Here is a 20,037-nt window from a genome sequence, read left to right on the forward strand (position 1 = left end):
GGACGGCGCGCAAACCGGCGCGGACTACGGGGTGGTCGTCGGCCAGCAGGAGGCGGATCATCGCGGGTCCACGGGGAAGCTGACCGCCAGTGCGGCTTTCCCGCCTTGACAAGCACCCCCAGACCGTCAGCACACTCACGCTTCGGGGTGCCCCACGCAACAAACGGGCGCAATGTCGCCGCCAGGCGACGAGCCGCACGCCAACAAGGGCTACTTCAACAACCGAGACATCCGCCGATCAGCCAACGGCTTCCCGCCAGTCTGACAAGTCGCACAATACTGAAACGACTTATCCGCAAAAGAAATCTCCCGAATAGTGTCCCCGCAAACCGGACAAGGCAGCCCAGTCCGAGCATGCACCCGCAGCCCAGACCGCTTCTCCCCCTTCAACCGCGCAGCCTTCTGCCCCACAGACCGCGAGACCGCATCAGTCTCCACCTCGCGAATAGCCTCCGCGAGAACCTCTAACGCACCCTCATCCAACTTCCCCACAGTCGCATAAGGCGACAACTTCGCCCGATGCATGATCTCGTCCGAATAAGCGTTCCCGATCCCCGCGATCAACGACTGGTCAGTCAACGCCCACTTCAGCCGAGTCCCCTTCCCCTGGAACAACTCCCGCAACTGCGAAGCATCAACAGCCAGCGCGTCCGGCCCCAGCCGGGCCACGCTCGCCACCTCGGCAGGATCCGCGACGATCCACACCGCCAGCCCCTTCTTCGTCCCGGCCTCGGTCAGATCAAAGCCAGGCCCGGAAGCCGACTCCAGATGCACCCGCAGCGAGATCGGCCCCTTGCCCGGCTTCAACGGAGCCGGAGCCAGCCCGTCCGACCAGCGCAGCCAGCCAGCGCGCGCCAGGTGCACCACCAGGTGCAAATCGCCAAGGACGACGTCCAGATGCTTCCCGTGCCGCGTCGCGTCGGTGATCTCGCGGCCGTGCAGTTCGGTATACGGCGGCATCGCGGTCTTCAGCACGCTGAGCGACGCGACGTCGAGCCGGAAAACGGTGCTCCCCACGGCGTGTTCGCGCAGGTGATGGGCCAGTGCTTCGACCTCGGGCAACTCGGGCATGGCACCAGTCTCGCGCGCCTGCCCGGTTCCGGCCAGGCCTATTCGACCGGGTGCAGCGGACCGTCGAAGTCCGGCAGGGAATGCCGCTGGATCGTCTTCGAGATCCGCTTCACCTCGCCGGACACGGTGAACATGCCGCGGATCGTGCCGACCCAGCGCTCCGACGGCCGGTCGCCCGCGACGTCGCCCTCAGTCTCGGCGACCACCGTCCACGGGCGGCGCAGGATCCACCGCAGCGGGAAGAACAAGATCACCAGCAGCAACGCGAGCAGCACCCACGCGGGCACCTTGACCACGTCCGGTGTCCAGACCACCAGCGCGATCACCAGGAACCCCATGACCACGATCATCGCGATGCCAGGTCCGTAACTCCCTGCGACGTCGTGCTCGAAATCGTCAGCGGTGGCGGGAGCCCGCCATTCCATCTGGGCACGGACCACCCAGTCGCGGCCGTCTTCGCCGCGCACCAGCCGGTTCATCCTGTTGCCTCCCGGGCGACGTCGAACTCGGGCAACGTTACCGTGACCGTGCCGTCGAGCGCGAGGTGCTCACTGAGAGTTACTGTCGGTTTGCCGGGTTTTGGCTGTTCGGGAGCTTGCGTCCGCTGAGGAATCGGCCGAACCGGTGACATCGTTCCCGGACGTGGAGTCCGTCCTGGACGACTTGACCGGCTCCGCGGACTTGGCAGAACCAGTCTGTTTGACCGGTTTGCCGGGCTTCGGTGTCTTGGCCGACTTCGAGGATTTCGGGCAGCCGGACGACTGCGGAGCGGCCGACGAGACGTGCCGAGACCCGGTCTGCGTCGGCGTCGTCGTTGTCGTGATCGACGGCGGCAGGTACGAATCCGGCGACGGCACGTACGACGAGGGCGGCGGCGCGTACGTCGACCGCGTGTCGTCCGTCGTCGTGCTCAGCACGCCGGGGCTGGACGAGTTGGTGGACGTGTCCAGATCCGACCGCGACTCAGTGCTCGACGACCTGCTCGTCATCGGCGAGCCGGAGTGGCTGCTGTCCTGACCTGGCAGATCGTCGCGCGGCGTCGAACCAGCCGAACCCGACGACGTCGCTGACTGCTCGTCGGAGACCGGCTGCTGCGCCGCCGGCAGGTGGGGCACCTCGGCCGCGCCCAAATGCTGCGAAGCACCCGGATGGACCGCGCCGCGCGCCGGCCGCGCGCTTCCGTACAGCTTCCCGGAGATGATCCGCGGACCCTGCTGCACCGGCGGCGGAGGCTGCTCCGGCGGCTGCAACGCCAGCTCCGGCGCGCCCCCGCCCAGCCCCACGTTCTGCATCGGATGCGTCCCGAACACCAGCGGACCGGCGGTCAGGCTCACCGCGCCCGCCGCGGCGGTCGACGCCAACGCCAGCCCGACCTTCACCTTCGAGCCGAACACCACGCTCTTCACCGTCGCGAGCGCGCCGCCGACCTTCCCAGCCCCGGCCAGCGCCGGAACCGCGAGCACCAGCACCCCGGCATGTGCCCGCAGCGAGGAGCACACATCCCGCAGCTCGTCCTGCGTCGCCCGGCACGACGGACACCCCAGCAAATGCGCCTTGATCCGCTCCGCCTCAGCGCCGGTGACACTGCCCGCGGTGAACCCGCCCAGCTTCTCCACCACCGCCCGGCACGTCTCCGGACCGCGATTCACCGACAAATGCGCCTGCAGATACGCCGCCCGCAACCCCTGCCGCGCCCGCCGCGCCAACGCCGCCGTCGCGTTCGCCGACAACCCGAAATGCGGAGCCACCATCGACGGCTGCTCGCCCTCGACCTCGGTCTGCCACAGAACCGTCCGCCACCGCTCCGGCAAACTCGTGAACGCCGTCGTGATCAACGTGTGCTCGGCCGTCCGGGCAGGCGTGTCCACCCCGGCGCCCGCGCGGAATGTCAGCTCGTCATCAGTCACCGGCACATCGCGCCGCGCCCCGTGCCACTCCCACGACACCCGCCGCGCGACCGTCAGCAGATAAGCCCGGATGTAATCCCGCGGACCCGCACCGCGGCGCAACGCCTGCAGCACGCGGAAGAAGGTCTCCGCGGTGATGTCCTCGGCTTCAGAGCGATCGGAGGCAAGGCTCTGCGCCAATCTGCGCACCGCCGCCGCATGCAGCTCGAACAACTCTCCGAACGCGGCGTCCTCGCCGTCGCGCAGCCGCTTCAAAAGTGCCTGCTCGTCGGATTCCGAGGCCGCTGGTGGCGGCGCCGTGCCCAGCTCGGTCATCCGGCAAGGCACCTCCTCCCCCGAAGGACTCACCACTGAAGTCGATTGGGGACACCATACGGAGCAGAGCGCCCGTCGTCACCCCTTGTGCGCTCGACGTGACGCGCAAGCACCGCATCTCAGCAGGTCCACGCATATGTCGGGGCCCCCGAAAGTGTCACCGAGGCGACGGTATAGAGTGTGTTCAACACCGAGCACCAAGCGGTTAACGCGGATGTAGCGCAGCTGGTAGCGCATCACCTTGCCAAGGTGAGGGTCGCGGGTTCGAATCCCGTCATCCGCTCGCGTCCGAGAGGCCTGTATCCACAAAAAGCGTGGATACAGGCCTCTCGCCATTTCACCCGGGGGCCGAGCCCCCGGACCCCCACGGTGCCACCGGCTGCGGTTGGGTGGGTGGTGCGGTTTGCTTGCTGCGCAAGCAAAACTGCACGGGTGAGTTATCCCGCGAAGTGGACTTCGTGATCTTGTGTTCCGGTGGCCCGTTATAGCTCGTAGGTGTCTAGGGCTGTGGGGGCTACTGGGGACAGGTGCGGGTCTTTTTGTTCCGTTATTTGGCCTCTTGCCATTCGGTATACCTGGAAGGCGTTGTCGTGTTCCGGGTGCTGGTCGTCCCAGATGTGCAGGAGGCCGTAGGAGCCGGGAGCCAGTTCGCCGACTCGGGCGAAGGTTTCCAGCAGTTGCGGGGTGATGGCTCCGCCGTGTTTGTCTAGACCACCCAGATGGAGCATGGGCAGGCCCGCGCTCCAGCGGAGGTCGACCAGGTCCAGCATCGTGGTGTTGTGCAGGGAGCGGTGGACTCGCTCGACCATGCGCTCCAGCAGAGCTGCGTCGTCGTCGCCCGTGGTGGTGGCGGCGATGGTCACCCAGCCGTGGTATTCGAACACGTGCCAGACGGTAGCAGCGGCGGTGCTCAGCGAGTCAGCGCAGAGGGCTGGCCGTCCCGGCGCAACTGGTTCGTGAGGATGCCGTCCGCGTGCTTTTCGACCGCGGGGAGCAGTTTGTCGCCGAAAACGCACAGGGTGCGCTCCCACGGGTGGCCGAGCGTGCCGTAGCTGAAATCGGCGGCGAGGAACAGGTGGTAGTCGCCGCGCGGGAAGACCGACACCGGCCAGGCCGCGTTCTGCTGCATGCGGTGCGGCCAGAACTTGAACGACTGGTGCTGCCAATGCAGGACCCACAGCCACTCGTCCTCGGCGGTCGTCTCCTGCAGGGCAGCCAGCACCGCGCGGGCCACGTCGTGCTCCTCGACCGCGTACGGGCCGAGGCGGAACTCGGCCGAGGCGCGGTCGTACTCGCCGGTGGAGAGATCCCAGGTCGCCGAAGGGCGCGGCTCATGGAAACCCGGCCAGTCGTGCGCGAAGGTGCTCGGCCAGAACCTGAGCTTGTCGTGCACCCAATACCAAGCGGGTTCGTCAGCCACTCGCGAGAGCGGCTCCCAGGCTGCAGCAGCGTTCACTTGTCGACCTCGAAGTCATCGGCCGGGCTCGAAACTGCCGAAAGCTTCGTGTCCGGGGCCGGGATTGTCCAGTCCACCGGAGCCGAGCGCCAAGCTGTCACTCGACCGGGTGGCCTGCGGACCGGGAAACACCGCCCGGTCCGCAGCTACCTCTACCCCACGCCCCCGTCAGTCATGCACGCAGCCGTTATGCGGCGCGCCACAGCGTGACGAAAGCCGACGCCTCGCTGAACGCCCACGGCCGCAGCCGCTCGCGGTCTCGTGCCGACAAAGTGAATTCTTTCGCCCGGCGCACGTCCACGACCAGCGCTTCCCCGCCCGGCAGCAGATCCGGCATGCCCTCGGTGAGCAGCCACAGCGCGAGCTGCGCGGCGTCCCGGGTGAGCGGCTCCTCTTTGAAGTAGAGCCAGGTGGCGTACTTGCGGCCGTTCGACTTCCGCAACCCCAGCTGCGGGCTGATGCCGATCTCCAGCTCGCCGAGCTCGAACTTCGCCCGCCCGACCTCCACCAGCTTCGGATCACGCCTGCCGAGATAGCGCAGCCAGCCCTCGGCGATGGCGGCGTAATGCGGCCGGGTGCGCTCGTCGGCGTTGTTGACCAGCGCGCGCATGGCCACCTCGTCCTGCCGGGCCGCCCTTCCCGCCCGGACCGCGTTCGCCGCGCGCCGGTAGTAGTTGAACGCCGCCCGGGCCGGGTCCTCGTACAACCGGCGCTGCCTGCGGACGAACGACGAACGCGACGGGCCCTTGCTGGCGCTGTACCCGACGAACGTGGGCAGCGTGACGTATGCCTGCTTCGAACTAGTCATGGGCGGCCGCCTTCCGGTGGATGGTTTCCCCAGTACACGGCCAATTTTAGAACATATGTACGACAGTTTTCGCCGCTTAACGGGTGACGGGCGGCCATGGACCGGCGAGTACCGCCCGCGCCTGCTGCAGAACCTGTTGCTCGCAGTAGCTGACCGGCGTGACGTCGGTCGGGATCCAGGTCGCGAGCATCGCCAGCCACTGGCGCAGTTCGGAGAGCGCGGCCGGGTGGCCGAGCCGTCCGTCGAAGGCTTTGACGCTCTTCGCCGCTTCGGCGAGCGGAACGTCGCCGCGCACCATCTCGCCGAGGTGCTCGCCGAGCAGCTGCCATTGGGCGACGGTGGCGTCGGCCGGGAGTTCGATGCCCAGTTCCTCGACCACGTGCGAGAAGGCGGCGGAGACCGCCTGGTGGTCGCGGTAGTCGAGAGCGGCGAGTTCGGGCAGGGAGGGCGCGTCGAGGCCCTCGCCGACGGCCCGCGCCCCGGCCTCGACGAGTTCGGCAGCGGTGATGTCGAGACCGGCGAGCCGATCCACGGCAAGGGCGGCGAGCGCACCGCGCGCGGAGGACATGCCCCGATCGTAGGAGACGCGGCGGTTTCCCCGGCCGGAGCGCGAAGCGGGTGCCTGATCTGGGCAGATCTCGGCTGATCTTGTGCACCTGAGCCCCACGGAGCCGGGGCGCGTGGAACACTGTCGCCCGAACCGGTGACAGGGGGTTGCGTGATGAGCTGGCAGGAAGAGCTCCGGCGCTTGGACGCCGAGTTGGCCGCCGGCCGCCTCGGACACGCCGAACACCGCCGCCAGCGCGACGAACTGCTCGCCGAGGCGTCGGGCGGCGGGACAGCTTCGCCAGTGGCGTCGCCGTTGCGGCAGGACGCGCCGTCGGCCAGCGGGTCACCCGCCTGGAGCACGCCTACCGCCCAGGCGACGCCTGCCGGATCGGGCGGCCAGGCATCGGCCGAGCCGAGCACTCCCGCGCCGAGCGCCTCCGCCGAGCGCGACGCGGCCACCACGCAGGTCGTGACGACGATGACGGAGCACGAGCCGACGACCACGCTCCGGCTGGGACCAGACGGTGCTACTCCGCCGGGCACTCCGCCCGGAGGCACCACGGCACCGGCGCAGCCCGCCGCTAACTCGGCAGCGTCGACCAGCCCAGCACCCTCGGCTAATCCGGCGGCCACGACCAACCCGGGCCCCTCGACCACCCCAGCGGCCACGACCAACCCCGCGGCCACGACCGGCTCGGCGCCCTCGACCAACCCGGCGGCCTCGACCAGCCAGGCAGCGCCGTTCTTCTCCCCGCCGCAGAGCCCGGCCACGCAGCCGCCGAGCCAGGCCAGCCCGCCCCCGCCGCATCAGCCTCAGCAGCAGATGCCCGCTCAGCCGGGAACCTGGCCGGGCGTCGCTCCCGTGCAGTGGCACACCCCCGGACAACCGCAGCAGCCCGGCCAGCAACCGGGCCAGCAGCAACCAGGCCAGCAACAAGCGGGCCAGCCGGTCGCCGGATGGGCCAGCACCAACCCGGCCATGCCCGCGCCGGAACCGCCCGCGGTCGAGTCGTTCCTGAACTCCGCGGCGGCGACCCAGGCGACCCAGACGACCCCGGCGTCCGAGAAAACCCAGCCCGCCTTCTCGCACACCCCGGGCACCCCGTTCTCCACCGACCGGCCGACCACCGCGCCGAGCCCCGCCGACGACCGGCCCACCGCCGTCTTCGGCGCGATCCCGGCGAACGGCAACCAGCCGGAGCCGCGGCGGCTCTGGGAGGACGACGCCAAACCGCGCCGTTCGAAGCCGACCTGGCTGTTCCTGTCGCTGGCCGTGCTCGTGGTGCTTGCGCTGGTCGTCGGCGGCATCTGGTTCATCGGGAACAAGAACGACTCGAACGACACGACCGCGCAACCGCCCGCCGCGTCGTCCGCGCCGAACACCCAGCCGCCCTCGCTCGAGGACAAGCTGCCCGCGCTGCAGGGAACGCCGAGCCCGGAAAACTCGACCATGGCGCTGGACAAGGCGGTCCAGGCCAAGGCGGTTTCCGACGCCGACGCGAACCTCATGCGCGCGGCGGGCGCGGACCAGCTCGTCTACCACGCCTACGGCAGCCCGGACGGCGGCACGACACTGGTCGCCGTCCCGACGCCGTCGAAGGCGCAGGCCGGGCAGCTCGTCCAGGGGCTGCGGCAGAACCTCGTCACCGGCGGGTTCGACAGCACCCCGCTCGGCCCGGCGGCCACCGACCTGCTCTACACCGGGAGCAGCCCGGCCGGACGCGTGCTGGCCTTCTGGTACACCTCCGGCGGCGTGTCGGTCGGCATCGGCGTGTCGGGGCCGGTCGGCCAGGATCCGGCGGCGTTGCGGTCCCGGATGGAAGAGATCCGCGCGAAGGTCGCGGCCGCGCTGCCCGCGAGCTGAACGCACCCCGGCGCACAAGGCGACCCGCCAGGTCACGTGGGGTCGCACCCGTGCACAATGTCCACGTCGTCACACACAATCGGGTAGCGACGACGCATTGACCGTCGCCATGCCGACAGATAAGGGGGGCCCTGGTGTCCTGGCAGGAGGAGCTGCGCCGGCTGGACGAGGAGCTCGCGTCAGGGCGACTCTCCGCGGACGACTATCGCATCCGGCGTGATCAGGTGCTGTCCTCGGCTGTCGGCCAGCAGGACCAGCCCGCCCCGCCGCCGCAGAGCCAGAGCGCGGACTCGACGCAGGTGATCGCCCCGGTCAGCCCGCCGAGCGGCGTGCCGCAGCAGCAGCCGCAGGCTCCGCAGCAGCCGCCCGCCGACGGCGGCGCTGAGCGCACGCAGGTCGTGCAGTCGTGGCAGACCCAGCAGCCGCCCGCGGACGCCGGTCCCGAGCGCACCCAGGTCGTGCAGCCGCAGCAGCACCAGCCGCAGGCGCACTACTCGCCGCCCGGCGGGTTCCCGCAGGGCGCGCCCGCCTCGCCTCCCGGCGGCTTCCCGCAGCAGCCGTGGAACGCGGCCGAGAGCGACCAGACCCCGCCGTGGGGCGGCGGCGACCTTCCGCCGCTCGGTCCGTCCGGGGGCGACTCCGAATGGGTCCGCCAGGGTCCGGAGTACTTCAGCGACAAGCCGAAAAAGAGCAACGGCAAGAAGATCGGCGCGATCGTCGGCGCCGTCGTCGTGCTGGCCGGCATCGCCTTCGGCGCGTACTGGCTGTGGGGCCGCGACAGCGGAGGCGGCGGCACCGAGCAGACCACCGCGCAGCACTCGCAGAGTTCGGCCGCGCCGAAGCCGCCGGACCCGCTCGGCGTCGCGACCATGCCGGGCAAGGCCGAGACGCACGACGACATCACGTCGTTCTCGCAGGTCGACACCCTGCAGTACCTCAACCCGCAGGAGCTGAGCGCCTACCAGGCGGCGGGCGCGTCGAAGGTCAAGTTCGTCGTGTACCACCTCGAAGACGGCAACCTGATCACGCTCTTCCTGGCACAGGCCAGCAGCCCGACCGCGGCGAAGACCGCGGCCGAGAAGCTGATGGAGGTCCAGACGACGAACGGGGCCAAGCGCGACACCACCGCCCCGAACGGCGTGTACGCGACCTCGATCGACGCGAAGGAAGGCCAGTCGGCCCAGTCGCGCGGGCACTACGCGCACGGCAACGTGATCGTCCGCGTCGAGGTGTCCGGCAAGGGCCAGACGAAGACCGACTTCACCACCGCGCTGAACCAGCAGCTCACGGTGCTGACCGCCGATGCCTGAGCCCGGTACCACCGCCTGCACGATCGTCGCCCGCAACTACGTGCCCGCGGCGCGCGTGCTGGCCCGGTCCTACCTCGAGCACCATCCGGGCGGCCGCTTCGTCATCGCGGTCATCGACGCCCCGCGCGAACAGTCGGACCGGGCCGGCGACGGGCTCACCGTCGTCGGCCCGGCCGCGTTCGGCATCGACCAGGACGACTACCTGCGGATGGCGACCGCGTACTCGGTCACCGAACTCGCCACGTCGGTCAAGCCGTACCTGCTGCGCGAGCTGCTGAAAGAGTCCGAGGCCGCGATCTACCTCGACCCGGACATCGAACTGTTCGCGCCGATCCCCGAGGTCGCCGAACTCGCCAAGAAGCACGACATCGTGCTCGCGCCGCACTTCCTGACCCCGTTGCCGCAGGACGGCATGGAGCCGGACGACGCGGTGATCATGGGCACCGGCATGTTCAACCTCGGCTTCATCGGCGTCGGCCGCGGCGCCGGGCCGTTCCTCGACTTCTGGGCGGGCAGGCTGCGCCACGACGCGATCGTCGCGCCCGAGCAGCAGCTGTTCACCGACCAGCGCTGGGTCGACCAGGTGCCGTCGCTGTTCCGGCACCACGTGGTCACCGACCCCGGCTTCGACGTCGCGTACTGGAACCTTCACGAGCGGCCGATCGGCCGCGACAAGGACGGCGCGCTGACCGCGGGCGGCGCGAAGCTGCGGTTCTTCCACTTCAGCGGTTACCGGCCGGAGAAGCCGTGGCTGCTCAGCTTCCACTGCGCGCGCAAGCCGCGCGTGCTGCTGTCGCACAACGACGACCTTCGCGCGATCTGCGATTCGTACGGCACGAAGCTGCGCGAAGCCGGGTACGCCGAGTCGCTCGACTCGATTCCGTACGGCTTCAAGGATTTCCAGGACGGCACGCCGGTGCCGAAGCTCGCGCGGCGCGTTTTCCGCGAGGGCTGGATCAAGGCCGAGCGCAAGAAGAAGCCCGCGCCGCCGCACGCCTACGCCGAGGACGGCGGGCTCGCGCTGCGCGAATGGCTCGCCACGCCGGAGGACCAGGGCCAGGCCGCGGCCGGGCTGAACCGGCTGACGCACGCGATCTGGGCGTCGCGGATCGACCTGCAGATGGCGTTCCCGCATCCCTACGGCGACGACGCCGACGCTTTCCGGCACTGGTGCACCGGATCCGGTGTCTCCGAGGCCGGGCTGCCGGAGTGGGCGCTGCCGTCCGAACCGGTCGCCACCCGCCCGCCGCACGACGAGTTCGGCGTGAACCTGCTCGGCTACCTGACCGCTGAGCTGGGTCTCGGCGAGATGGGCCGGATCGTGCTCGAGGCGATCGAAACCGGCGGCGTGCCGGTGGCCACGGTGCTCGAGGAGAAGGCGGTCTCGAACCGCACCGGCATCGAACGGCCCGCGACGGTCGGCGATCCGCGGTTCCCGGTCAGCGTGTTCGCGGTGAACGCGGACCAGACCCGCACGATCCTGACCAACCACCCCGAGGTCGGCGCCGGCCGCTACCGGATCGGGCTGTGGGCGTGGGAACTCGAAGATTTCCCGCAGTGGCAGCACGAAGCGTTCGGGATGCTGGACGAGGTCTGGACGGTCAGCGACTTCTGCCGGCGCGCTTTCGCCGAGCATTCGCCGATCCCGGTCAAGACGATTCCGGTGCCGGTGCGCGATCCGGGCGAGCCTTCACCGCCCGCGCGCGACAAGGGCGAGCCGGTCCGGTTCCTGTTCGCCTTCGACTTCAACAGCGTCGCGGAGCGCAAAAACCCTTGGGGCGCAGTCGAAGCGTTCCAAAAGGCGTTCCCCGGCCGCGAGGACGTGCGGCTCACCGTCAAGGCGATCAACTCGAAGCTGCACCCGCAGGCCGCAGAACGGCTGCGCGCGGTGGTCCGCGGCGACGACCGGATCGAATTGATCGAGCGCTACCTCAGCGTCGCCGAATTGCACGAGCTGTACGAGACCAGCACCGCTTACGTTTCGCTGCACCGCAGCGAGGGTTTCGGGCTCACCGTCGCCGAGGCGATGGCGCGCGCGATGCCGGTGCTCTCGACGGATTACTCCAGCACCACCGAATTCCTCGACGCGTCCACCGGCTGGCCGATTCCGTACCGGCTGGTGCCGGTCGGCGACGGCAACTACCCGTACCACGCCGACGCGGTCTGGGCGGAGCCCGATCTGGACGCCGCCGCGGCCGCGATGGTGCAGATCGCCGACGACCCGGCCGAGGCGACGGCCCGCGGCAAGCGCGCGCGGGAGGTCATCCTGCGCGAGCGGTCGATGGCGACCGCGGCCGAGTGGATGCGGCGCGAGCTGGAGCAGGCGCACGCGACGTGGCAGGAGCGGCAGCGTGCCGCGGCGCCGCCGCCGGAGCACCCGCTCAGCCCGTTGCAGCAGGCGACCGAGGCGTTGCGCTGGCGTCCGGAAGCGGACACGCCGTCGCGGCTGCCGCTCGCGCCCGCGCTGCGCAAGGCCGTGCTGCGCGCGATCGACCACTACGACGTGCACCAGCGGCACGTGATGAGCGCGCTGCTCACCGCCACCGAGGAAAGCAACCGGCGGTTGCTGGACCGGATCGAAGGCCTGGAACGCAACATCGACGAGTCCCGCCGGACCGCGCTGTCCACGCGTGCGCTCGGCTCGCGCCTCGAAGGGCTGCGCAACACGGTCGACGAGCTGCGTCGCCAGTCCCCGGAAACCGAGCTGGCACTGCGCAATCTCGAAGCGGACGTGGCGAAGCTCGCTGAGGGCTACGACGGCGTCGGCGCGGAGGTCGAAGCCGCCGCCGGGACCGTGCACAAGTTGTTCGCGCGCCGCGACGAACGGCTCGACGCCGACGAGAAGGCCATCCAGCGGGTGACCCTCGACGTCAGCGCGATGCGCGACGCGGCCCGGCTCCGGCACGCTCCCGTGCCGCGCGGGGCGGACGTCGTCCAGTGCGACGTCGGCGCGCTGCTGATGCCGATCGACGAGGTCATGCTCCCGTGGATCCTCTTCCACCGGTCTTGGGAGGACAGCGAGGCCGAGCTCATGGCGTCGCTGGCGGACGGCGCGTTCCTCGACATCGGCGCGCACGTCGGCTACCACACGCTGCGGCTGCTGCGGGCCACGCCGGAAGTGACCAGGGTGATCGCGGTGGAGGCCGACCCGGTCAACGCCTCGTACCTGCGCCGCAACGTCGAGGTCAACCTTCCCGCCGCGGCGGGCGAGCTGGTCACCGTGGTCGAGTCGGCCGCGTGGGACGAGCCCGGCACCGTGCACCTGGCGCAGGCGACCCCGGGCAACAGCGGCGACAACCGCGTCACCACGGACGGTTCCGGCGTCGAGGTCCCGGCGGTGCGACTGGATTCCGTGCCCGAGGTGACCGAGCAGCGGATGAGCCTGGTGAAGGTCGACCTGCAGGGCCGCGACCACCGGGCGCTGGCGGGGCTGGCCGAGGTGCTGCGCCGCGACCGGCCGCACGTCGTGTGCGAGTTCGACCCGGGCGCGATCGCGGAGCTGGGCGACGACCCGGCCGCCGTGCTCGCCGGATACCGCTCGCTCGGCTACACGCCGAAGGTGGTCACCGACGACGGTCCGGCCGACGAGGTGCTCGAAGACCCGGCGATCATCGCCGCGGCCAAGGCGGACGAGAAGAAATTCGTCACGCTCTGGCTCGCGCCCTGAGCTGATCGCGCACGTGGCGGCTCAAGGTGCCACGTGCGCGATGGTCAGCAAAAACGCGCCGTACCAAGCACTTCCGACGGTGATCACCGGCAGCAGCACGGCCAGCACCCGGTTGGGCAGCTTCGCCAGCATGAGCGCGACCGGCACGGTCAGCACGAACGCCGGCAGCAGGAAACGCGCGCGGGACTGGAAGAAGTTCGACGAGCACAGCGCGATCACCACGGTGAGCGTGCCGTAGATCTGCCACGGCAACGGCAACCGCGTCGCCCACGTCCAGAACTGCAGCACCACCGCGGCGAGCACGACGAGCGCAGTCACGGTGATCCAGCTGGCCTCGTCCGAGGTCAGGCCTTCGCGGACCTGGGTCCAGGTGAAGACGCCAAAATCGAAGTGCATCTGCCACGCGTTCTGCAGCCAGAACCAGCCGTCCGGGCGGCCGGTCTGGATCCAGACATAGCCGAGGTAGCCCAGTAATCCGAGCGGCGCGAGCAGCCCGCCGACCCACGGCCGCCAGCCGTCGCGCCGCTGGAAAACGGCGATGAGCGCGGCGACGGCGACCGCGGCGATCAACGCGCCGGAACTGGCCCGGGTCAGCCCGGCCAGCACCGCGAACCCGCCCGCGACCAGCCATTCGCGCCGCGCGAGCATCACGAACGTCCAAGCCACGAGCGCCATCAGCAGCGATTCCGAATACGCCAGATGCAGCGCCGTCGAACCCGGCCCGATCGACCACAGCACGGCGACCAGCAGGCCCACCCGCGGTCCGGCCAGGTCGCGGCCCAGCACGAACAGACCCCACGCGGCCGCGCATCCGGCCAGCAGCGAGATCGTCATCCCGGCCACGATCGGCGGGATCCCGACCAGCGTCAGCAGCGCCACTGTCGCCGGGTAGAGCGGGAAGAACACCAGGCTGTTCTCGACCGGCAAGCCGTCGGTGCCGAGCGTGATCGGCTGGTCGTACCCGTGCTGCGCGACCGACAGGAACCAGTTCGCGTCGAAGTTGTCGATGAACCGGCCCGGCGACACGTCAGCCTTCCAGCTCATCATCCACAGCACGCCGAACGCGACGACCTGGAACAGGAGGTAGAGGCTGATCGCCGGGGCGGCTTGGCGGAAAGCGGCGCGCAGGGTCGGCGAACGCTCGACGGCTCCGTCGAGACTGGACTGCTGCACGCTCCCCGAACTCCTGAACACCTAGCGCGAAACCGGACGAATTCCTGCCTGATCGTACCTGGCGGCCGCATAATCCGAGGCCAGAACGGGTGTTGTGACTTATCCCCCGCTTACCGCCAATTGCGGGGAGTACCTCCGGGCCGGGGGTGCGAGGCGGTAGCCTTCACGACGTTGCCGGTAGCGGAAGACGGGGGTGATCACGCTGGCCGAGCCGGATTCCGCTGCCTTGGCCGAGCCGTCGTCCGCACCGCCGAAGAAGACCCGGATCGTCTTCATCGACATCGGGCGCGGCCTCGGCGCGCTGCTGGTCTTCTACAGCCACATCGCCCATCCGTGGATCATCGCGAAGAACGACAAAGCCCCGTACGTCGACTTCATCGAGGCGCTCACGAGCGATCCGATGCACATGTCGAAGCAGGGCATCGGGCAGATCGCGGTGCCGTTCTTCTTCCTGGTCAGCGGTTTCGTCGTGACACCGATCGCGCTGCGCCAGGGTACCGGGCGATTCGCGCTCAACCGGTTCATCCGCGTCTACGCGCCGATGCTGTTCGTGGTGCTGCTGACAGTGTTCCTGCTGCTGGTGAACCTGCACCCGCCGTCAACCGGGCAGGCGCAGACGCTGAACCCGCTCACCGTCTTCACCAACACCACGCTGGCCAACTACCTGATCTTCCCGCAGGTCGTGCTGGTGCCGGTGGCCTGGACGATGATCGTCGAGGTCATCTTCTACCTGCTGCTGATGGCGGTGCTGCCGCTGCTGCGCCGGTGGGTGTGGCTCGGGATCGCGGTGGAGCTGACGTTCGTCTTCGTGGTGATGATGAGCCGGTCGCAGTTCGGGCCGTCGTGGTCGCTGTTCGCGGTGAACGTCTCGTACCTGCCCGCGATGCTGATCGGCCAAATCGTCTGGGCGACGACCAAGAAGCAGATCCCGCTGTGGACGGGTGCGCTGTACGGCGGCTGCGCGTGGTCGCTGTACGTGCTGGCGGACGTCATCGACGTCGGCCGCGTGGACAGTTCGTACAACCTCGCGCTGGCCTTCGCCGTCGCCTGCTTCCTGATGGGCATGTTCGCCGAGGACCGGCTGAAGCAGCGCAAGATCTGGACCATGCTGTCCGAGCGCAGCTACTCGATCTACCTGCTGCACATGCTGGTCACGTTCGTGCTGCTGCAGTTGCTGCGCCCGGCGGTGCCGCTGCCGATCGCCCTGCTGATCGTGATCCCGGCGGTGTTCGGGGTGGTGGAGTTCAGCTACCGGTTCGTGGAGCGGCCGAGCCACTCGCTGGCGCGGCGGTTGTCGCACCGGCCGAAGCCGCCCCCGCCCGCGCCGGAAACGCCGGAACCGCCGGTCGAGCCGCCGGTCGAGACGCCGGGGGAAAAGACTCAGTTCGTCGACGACTCCGAAGTGACCCTCGAGATCCCGAGGATTCCCGCCGAACCGGTGCCGCCGCGTCGTCCGGCACCTCGACCGCGCCCCGTGCCGAACGGGCGGATGCCGAGGAACGGCGCTCCGCCGCCGAACGAGGCTCAGCCGCGCACGATGGCCCCTCGCGCGAACGGCGGTGCGCACCGGGCGCGTCCCGTCACCGAATCAGGCGTCGACCGCACCGCGGAACCGCCGGTGCGCCGGCCGATGCCGCCGCGCCGGCGGCCGTCAGCTCCGCCGGAGCTGCGCTACCAGCCGGACCAGGAAAACCAGGGCCAGCGCGGCGACCAAGACGATCTCCCACGCCACCGGGACTCCTTCCGCCACACCCCTCGCTGAGAAGTGATGCTCTTCCTGTAGGGCGTGCGAGGGTGGGAGGGCGTTCACCGACACGGCGTAACTCACACTCCCGGCTTAGCTCATCAGTGCGAGACCTCGTGAGTGTTTATGCCGGTTCTAACCGGGATAAACACTCACGAGCCGCGGCGCGGGGTGACGAGGCCGGATTCGTACGCCAGCACCACCAGCTGTGCCCGGTCCCGAGCGCCGATCTTGGTCATGATGCGGCTGACATGCGTCCGCGCGGTCGCGGTGGAGATCACCAGGTGGACGGCGATTTCGTCGTTCGACAACCCGCCTGCGACCAGCGCCAGCACCTCGCGTTCGCGTTCGGTCACCTCCTGCACGGCCGAGGTGTCGATCCGCCGGTGCTCCGGCCGTCCGACGATTTCGGCGATCAACCGGCGCGTGACGGTCGGGGCGAGCAGCGCCTCCCCCGCCGCGACGACGCGCAGCGCGTGCAGGAGCTCGACCGGTTCGGTGTCCTTCAGCAGGAAGCCGCTGGCTCCGGCGCGGAGTGCCTCGTAGACGTACTCGTCGACGTCGAAAGTGGTCAGGACCAGGACTTTCACCCCGGCGAGATCGGGATGCGAGGTGATCCGGCGGGTCGCTTCGAGACCGTCGGTGCCGGGCATCCGGATGTCCATCACGACGATGTCCGGCCGGTGCTCGACCGCCTGCGCGACGGCCTGCTCGCCGTCGCTCGCCTCGCCGGCCACCTCGAAGCCGTCCTCGGTGTCCAGCAGCAGCCGGAATCCGGCGCGGACCAGGGCCTGGTCGTCGGCCAGTACGACGCGGATGGTCATTTCTCCCCCTCCACGGGCAGTTCCGCCCGCACCTGGAAACCCTGCCCGGTGACGCTCGCCTCGACACTGCCGCCTAGCGCCGTCGCTCGTTCCCGCATGCCGCGCAGCCCGTGCCCGGGCGTCGGCTGGACGGTGCCGCGGCCGTCGTCGCGCACGATCAGGACCAGCGTGCCCGGCTTCCGTTCAAAGCGGACCTCGACGCGCTGAGCCCCGTCGGCATGCCGGACGACATTGGTCAGCGACTCCTGCAGGATCCGGTACGCCGCGCCGTCCACCGGCGCGGGCAAATCGCCGGCTTCGCCATGCAGTTCGACTGTCAGCCCGGCGGTGCGTGCGTGGTCAAGCAGCTCTTCGACCTGCGCAAGGCTCGGCGCGGGCGCGCGGTTCTCGCCGGAACGCAGCACCGCGAGCGTGGCGCGGAGGTCGTTGAGCGCGGACGCGCTGGCCGCCTTGATGTTGAGCAGCGCCTCCTTCGCCTCCTCCGGCCGCCGATCCGCGACGTGCGCGGCAACGCCCGCTTGAACGTTGATCATGGCGAGGCTGTGCGCGACCACGTCATGCACCTCGCGAGCGATGCGGAGCCGCTCTTGCTCGGCCATCCGGTGCCGGTGCTCGTCGGCCTGCTCGCGCCGGGCAGCGACAGCCGCGAACTGGAACCGGACCGCGGTCGCGATGCCGATCACGGCGGCCATCCAGACCACGGCGAACAGCGCCGAGACACTGATGGCAAACGTTTGCGCGACGACGATGTGGGTCACGTACGCCGCCACGAGGACAGCCGCGCCAGTGCTTCCGGCGACCACCGGGCCCTTCCGCCGAGTGAGCACGAAGAGCGCGACCGTGGGAACGATGATCACCGGCCCGCCTGGCTCGGGCGACAGGTAGTACGCGTACGCCGAGGCCGCGGTGAGCACGAAGAGCGGCAGCGGGTAGCGGTGGACGAGCAGCAAAGTCAGCACGGTCGCGGCCAGCCACGCGGCCCCGAGCGGGCTCAGCGGATGCGGCGCGTGCTGCCAGCGGCCGGACGCGCTGGAGCCGCCGAGCACGAAGGCGAGCACCACGAAGGTCCGGAACACCCGCCCGAACCACGGGTTCTGCGCCCGCCACCAGTAGTGCATGGAGCGAAAACTACCGGGGAAGGCGGGCGGGCGCGTCCGTCGTGAAGCGCGGGATTCGGATACGCGTGGCGCGGTATGTCGAGAACTCCCGAGCGGCTCCGTTCACTGGTCAAACGGCGAAAAAAGGAGACTGTGATGAGCGAAGTAGTGGCCGGGGCGAGCATGTCGCTGGACGGTTTCGTGGCGGGACCGGGCGAATCGGGGTTCGATCTGCTCTTCGGCTGGACGGCCAGCGGCACCGAGGAGGTGCCGACCGCACAGCCGGGACGCGCGCTGCGCATGTCCCCGGCCAGCGCGAAGGTCATGCGCGCGCAGCTGGAATCGACCGGAGCGCTGCTCGTCGGCAGGCGGCTGTTCGACCTGACCTCGGGCTGGGGCGGGATGCATCCGTTCGGCGGGCCGGTGGTCGTGGTGACGCATCAGCCGCCCGCTGGATGGGAGGACTCGCCGTTCACCTTCGTCACCGAAGGCATCGAGGTCGCGGTGGCGCGGGCGAAGGAACTGGCCGACGGCCGCGACGTCGGCGTGAACGCGGGCGAGATGGCGCGGCAATGCCTGGAGGCCGGACTGCTCGACGCGTTGCACATCGATCTGGTGCCGGTGCTGCTCGGCGGCGGAGTGCCGTTCTTCGGCGAGTTCGGCCTGGGACCGGTGCGCCTCGGCGATCCGGAAATCACCCCCGGCGAAGGCGTGACCCACCTGCGCTACCGCGTGGTCGGCACGAACTCCCGCAGCTTCTCCAGCGTCTCGTCGTTCGCCGGGGTGTAGACCGACATCCGGATTTCCGAGCGGCGGCCGGCGTAGAGGTAGGTGAAGTCGAACGTCAGCAGACCCGCCTCGGGGTGCAGGTACCGCTTGCTCTTGGCCAGCTCGGTGTTCACGTCGTGGCGGCTCCACAGCTCGTCGAAGCACGGCGACTCCGCCCGAAGCCGTTTGACCAGCGACTTCCAGCCTGGCTCGCCCACGTGCTCGGCCATCGCCGCGCGGAAGGACGAGACCATCCGCGGCACGTTCTGCTCCCAGTCGACCATCCGCTCTTTCCACTCCGGATTGAGCAGGCACTGGACAAGCGTGTTGCGTTCCTCGTACGGGATCGCGTCGACGCCGCCCATCAGCCAGTCGTAGCCGGCGTTGTGGCCGAGCACGTCGAAGCGCGCGTTGCGGACCGCGACCGGGAACGGTTCCAGCTGGACCATCATGTCCTGCATCGACGGCGTGATCGCGGAGCAGTGCTTCTTCTCCGTCACCGGCTCCGGCGCGCCGGCGAGGGTGAACAGGTGCACGTGTTCGTGCGGGTCAAGCCGGAGCGTGCGGGAGATCGCGCTGAGCACCTGCTCGGACGCGTTGATGTCGCGGCCCTGTTCGAGCCACGTGTACCAGGTGACGCCCACCCCGGCGAGCTGCGCGACCTCCTCGCGGCGCAGGCCAGGAGTGCGCCTGCGGCCGCTGAGCGGCAGGCCGACCTGCTCGGGCGTGATCCGCCCGCGCCGGTTGCGGAGGAACTCTCCCAGCTCGGTCCGGCGCAGGCGGTCTTCGATGCCAGTGGTCACGAATACCAGGTAAGCACACCGCCGACCCTGTTACCAGGTAGTCGTGGTACCAGGATAAAAGCACACCTGGTACCAGGGTCGCGCGCGGCGGAACGTAGTACTCATGACGACTACCACCCCTGCCCCGGCGACGGCCACCGCTGCTGTCGGGACGCCGGAACGGACGGGACTCACGTCCGCCGGCTTGATCACCGTGCTGCTGGGGGCAGCGCTGCCGATCATCGACTTCTTCATCGTCAACGTCGCCCTGCCCACGATCGATGCCGACCTGCACGCGTCCACCGCGACCCTCGAACTGGTCGTCGCGGGCTACGGCATCGCGTACGCGGTGCTGCTCGTGCTCGGCGGACGGCTTGGCGACACCTTCGGCCGCCGCAGGCTCTTCCTGCTCGGCCTGACGCTGTTCACGCTTACCTCGCTGGCCTGCGGCGTCGCCCCGGACGCCGCCACGCTGGTCATCGCCCGCGTCGCACAGGGCGCGGCTTCGGCGATGCTGCTTCCGCAGGTGCTGTCGATCATCCAGGCCGGGACCACCGGCGAACGGCGCTCGCGGGCGATCGGCATGTACGGCGCGACCGGCGGCATCGCCACCGTGGTCGGGCAGCTGCTCGGCGGCGCGCTGGTCGCGGCCAACGTGTGGGACCTGAGCTGGCGGCCGATCTTCCTGGTCAACGTGCCGAT

The 20,037-nt window shown here is 69.7% G+C and carries 17 protein-coding genes and 1 tRNA gene; 7 read left to right on the top strand and 11 right to left on the bottom strand.

The annotated features are described in order from the left end of the window. Positions 1-210: 210 nt before the first annotated feature. The 3 genes from ACWDNU_RS39555 to ACWDNU_RS39565 all read right to left on the bottom strand — a co-directional run bounded on the left by ACWDNU_RS39555 (position 211) and on the right by ACWDNU_RS39565 (position 3,293). Complete coding sequence (locus ACWDNU_RS39555) at positions 211-1,071, bottom strand: Fpg/Nei family DNA glycosylase (protein WP_370932646.1); 861 nt, start codon at positions 1,069-1,071, stop codon at positions 211-213. Positions 1,072-1,109: 38 nt separating this feature from the next. Then, the gene (locus ACWDNU_RS39560) at positions 1,110-1,550 is read right to left on the bottom strand and encodes a DUF983 domain-containing protein (protein WP_370932647.1); all 441 of its coding nucleotides are present in this window, start codon (positions 1,548-1,550) and stop codon (positions 1,110-1,112) included. A 69-nt stretch (positions 1,551-1,619) separates the two neighbouring features. Further along, positions 1,620-3,293 carry a zf-HC2 domain-containing protein gene (locus ACWDNU_RS39565; RefSeq protein WP_449672615.1) on the bottom strand — a complete coding sequence of 558 codons (1,674 nt, stop codon included), beginning with the start codon at positions 3,291-3,293 and terminating at the stop codon, positions 1,620-1,622. Positions 3,294-3,503: 210 nt separating this feature from the next. Here ACWDNU_RS39565 and ACWDNU_RS39570 point away from each other — a divergent pair. After that, positions 3,504-3,576, top strand: a tRNA-Gly gene (locus ACWDNU_RS39570). A gap of 199 nt (positions 3,577-3,775) precedes the next feature. On the opposite strand, the gene ACWDNU_RS39575 is transcribed toward ACWDNU_RS39570, so the two are convergent. The 4 genes from ACWDNU_RS39575 to ACWDNU_RS39590 all read right to left on the bottom strand — a co-directional run bounded on the left by ACWDNU_RS39575 (position 3,776) and on the right by ACWDNU_RS39590 (position 6,125). Next, positions 3,776-4,177 (bottom strand): Imm7 family immunity protein, encoded by a 402-nt coding sequence (locus ACWDNU_RS39575; RefSeq protein ID WP_370932649.1) that lies wholly within the window; start codon positions 4,175-4,177, stop codon positions 3,776-3,778. Between the two features lie 26 nt (positions 4,178-4,203). Next, positions 4,204-4,713, bottom strand: coding sequence for a DUF2716 domain-containing protein (locus ACWDNU_RS39580; protein ID WP_449672616.1), 510 nt, complete (start codon positions 4,711-4,713; stop codon positions 4,204-4,206). A gap of 223 nt (positions 4,714-4,936) precedes the next feature. Beyond that, positions 4,937-5,557, bottom strand: coding sequence for a hypothetical protein (locus ACWDNU_RS39585; RefSeq protein WP_370932650.1), 621 nt, complete (start codon positions 5,555-5,557; stop codon positions 4,937-4,939). Positions 5,558-5,633: 76 nt separating this feature from the next. Continuing rightward, on the bottom strand, positions 5,634-6,125 hold the full coding sequence (locus tag ACWDNU_RS39590; protein WP_449672617.1) for a hypothetical protein: 492 nt from the start codon (positions 6,123-6,125) through the stop codon (positions 5,634-5,636). Positions 6,126-6,278: 153 nt separating this feature from the next. Here ACWDNU_RS39590 and ACWDNU_RS39595 point away from each other — a divergent pair, with 153 nt between their 5' ends. The 3 genes from ACWDNU_RS39595 (at position 6,279) to ACWDNU_RS39605 (ending at position 12,947) form a co-directional block, all read left to right on the top strand. Next, a complete protein-coding gene (locus tag ACWDNU_RS39595) occupies positions 6,279-7,970 on the top strand; it encodes a hypothetical protein (RefSeq protein ID WP_449672618.1) in 1,692 nt (563 codons plus the stop codon). Positions 7,971-8,104: 134 nt separating this feature from the next. Then, positions 8,105-9,280, top strand: coding sequence for a hypothetical protein (locus ACWDNU_RS39600; protein ID WP_449672619.1), 1,176 nt, complete (start codon positions 8,105-8,107; stop codon positions 9,278-9,280). Further along, positions 9,273-12,947, top strand: coding sequence for an FkbM family methyltransferase (locus tag ACWDNU_RS39605; RefSeq protein WP_449672620.1), 3,675 nt, complete (start codon positions 9,273-9,275; stop codon positions 12,945-12,947). The genes ACWDNU_RS39600 and ACWDNU_RS39605 overlap by 8 nt, the downstream gene beginning before the upstream one ends. A 21-nt stretch (positions 12,948-12,968) precedes the next feature. Here the strand turns inward: ACWDNU_RS39605 and ACWDNU_RS39610 are convergent, their stop codons facing one another. Beyond that, complete coding sequence (locus ACWDNU_RS39610) at positions 12,969-14,120, bottom strand: hypothetical protein (protein ID WP_449672621.1); 1,152 nt, start codon at positions 14,118-14,120, stop codon at positions 12,969-12,971. Positions 14,121-14,313: 193 nt separating this feature from the next. Between ACWDNU_RS39610 and ACWDNU_RS39615 the strand changes: the two genes are divergently transcribed. Then, the gene (locus ACWDNU_RS39615; RefSeq protein WP_449672622.1) at positions 14,314-15,882 is read left to right on the top strand and encodes an acyltransferase family protein; all 1,569 of its coding nucleotides are present in this window, start codon (positions 14,314-14,316) and stop codon (positions 15,880-15,882) included. Positions 15,883-16,016: 134 nt separating this feature from the next. Here the strand turns inward: ACWDNU_RS39615 and ACWDNU_RS39620 are convergent, their stop codons facing one another. Next, complete coding sequence (locus ACWDNU_RS39620) at positions 16,017-16,688, bottom strand: response regulator (protein ID WP_449672623.1); 672 nt, start codon at positions 16,686-16,688, stop codon at positions 16,017-16,019. Further along, positions 16,685-17,806 carry a sensor histidine kinase gene (locus ACWDNU_RS39625; RefSeq protein ID WP_449672624.1) on the bottom strand — a complete coding sequence of 374 codons (1,122 nt, stop codon included), beginning with the start codon at positions 17,804-17,806 and terminating at the stop codon, positions 16,685-16,687. Before ACWDNU_RS39625 ends, ACWDNU_RS39620 begins: the two co-directional genes overlap by 4 nt. Before the next feature lie 135 nt (positions 17,807-17,941). On the opposite strand from ACWDNU_RS39625, the gene ACWDNU_RS39630 reads away from it, so the two are divergent. After that, positions 17,942-18,574, top strand: a complete 633-nt coding sequence (locus ACWDNU_RS39630) for a dihydrofolate reductase family protein (RefSeq protein ID WP_449672625.1) — start codon at positions 17,942-17,944, stop codon at positions 18,572-18,574. On the opposite strand, the gene ACWDNU_RS39635 is transcribed toward ACWDNU_RS39630, so the two are convergent. Then, a complete protein-coding gene (locus ACWDNU_RS39635) occupies positions 18,511-19,356 on the bottom strand; it encodes a helix-turn-helix transcriptional regulator (RefSeq protein WP_378407307.1) in 846 nt (281 codons plus the stop codon). The two genes, ACWDNU_RS39630 and ACWDNU_RS39635, sit on opposite strands and share 64 nt — an antisense overlap. Positions 19,357-19,459: 103 nt before the next feature. Between ACWDNU_RS39635 and ACWDNU_RS39640 the strand changes: the two genes are divergently transcribed. Next, positions 19,460-20,037, top strand: a 578-nt coding sequence (locus ACWDNU_RS39640) for an MFS transporter (protein ID WP_449672626.1), incomplete at its 3' end; no start/stop codon positions are given.

Source organism: Amycolatopsis sp. NPDC003676 (genome assembly GCF_053587275.1).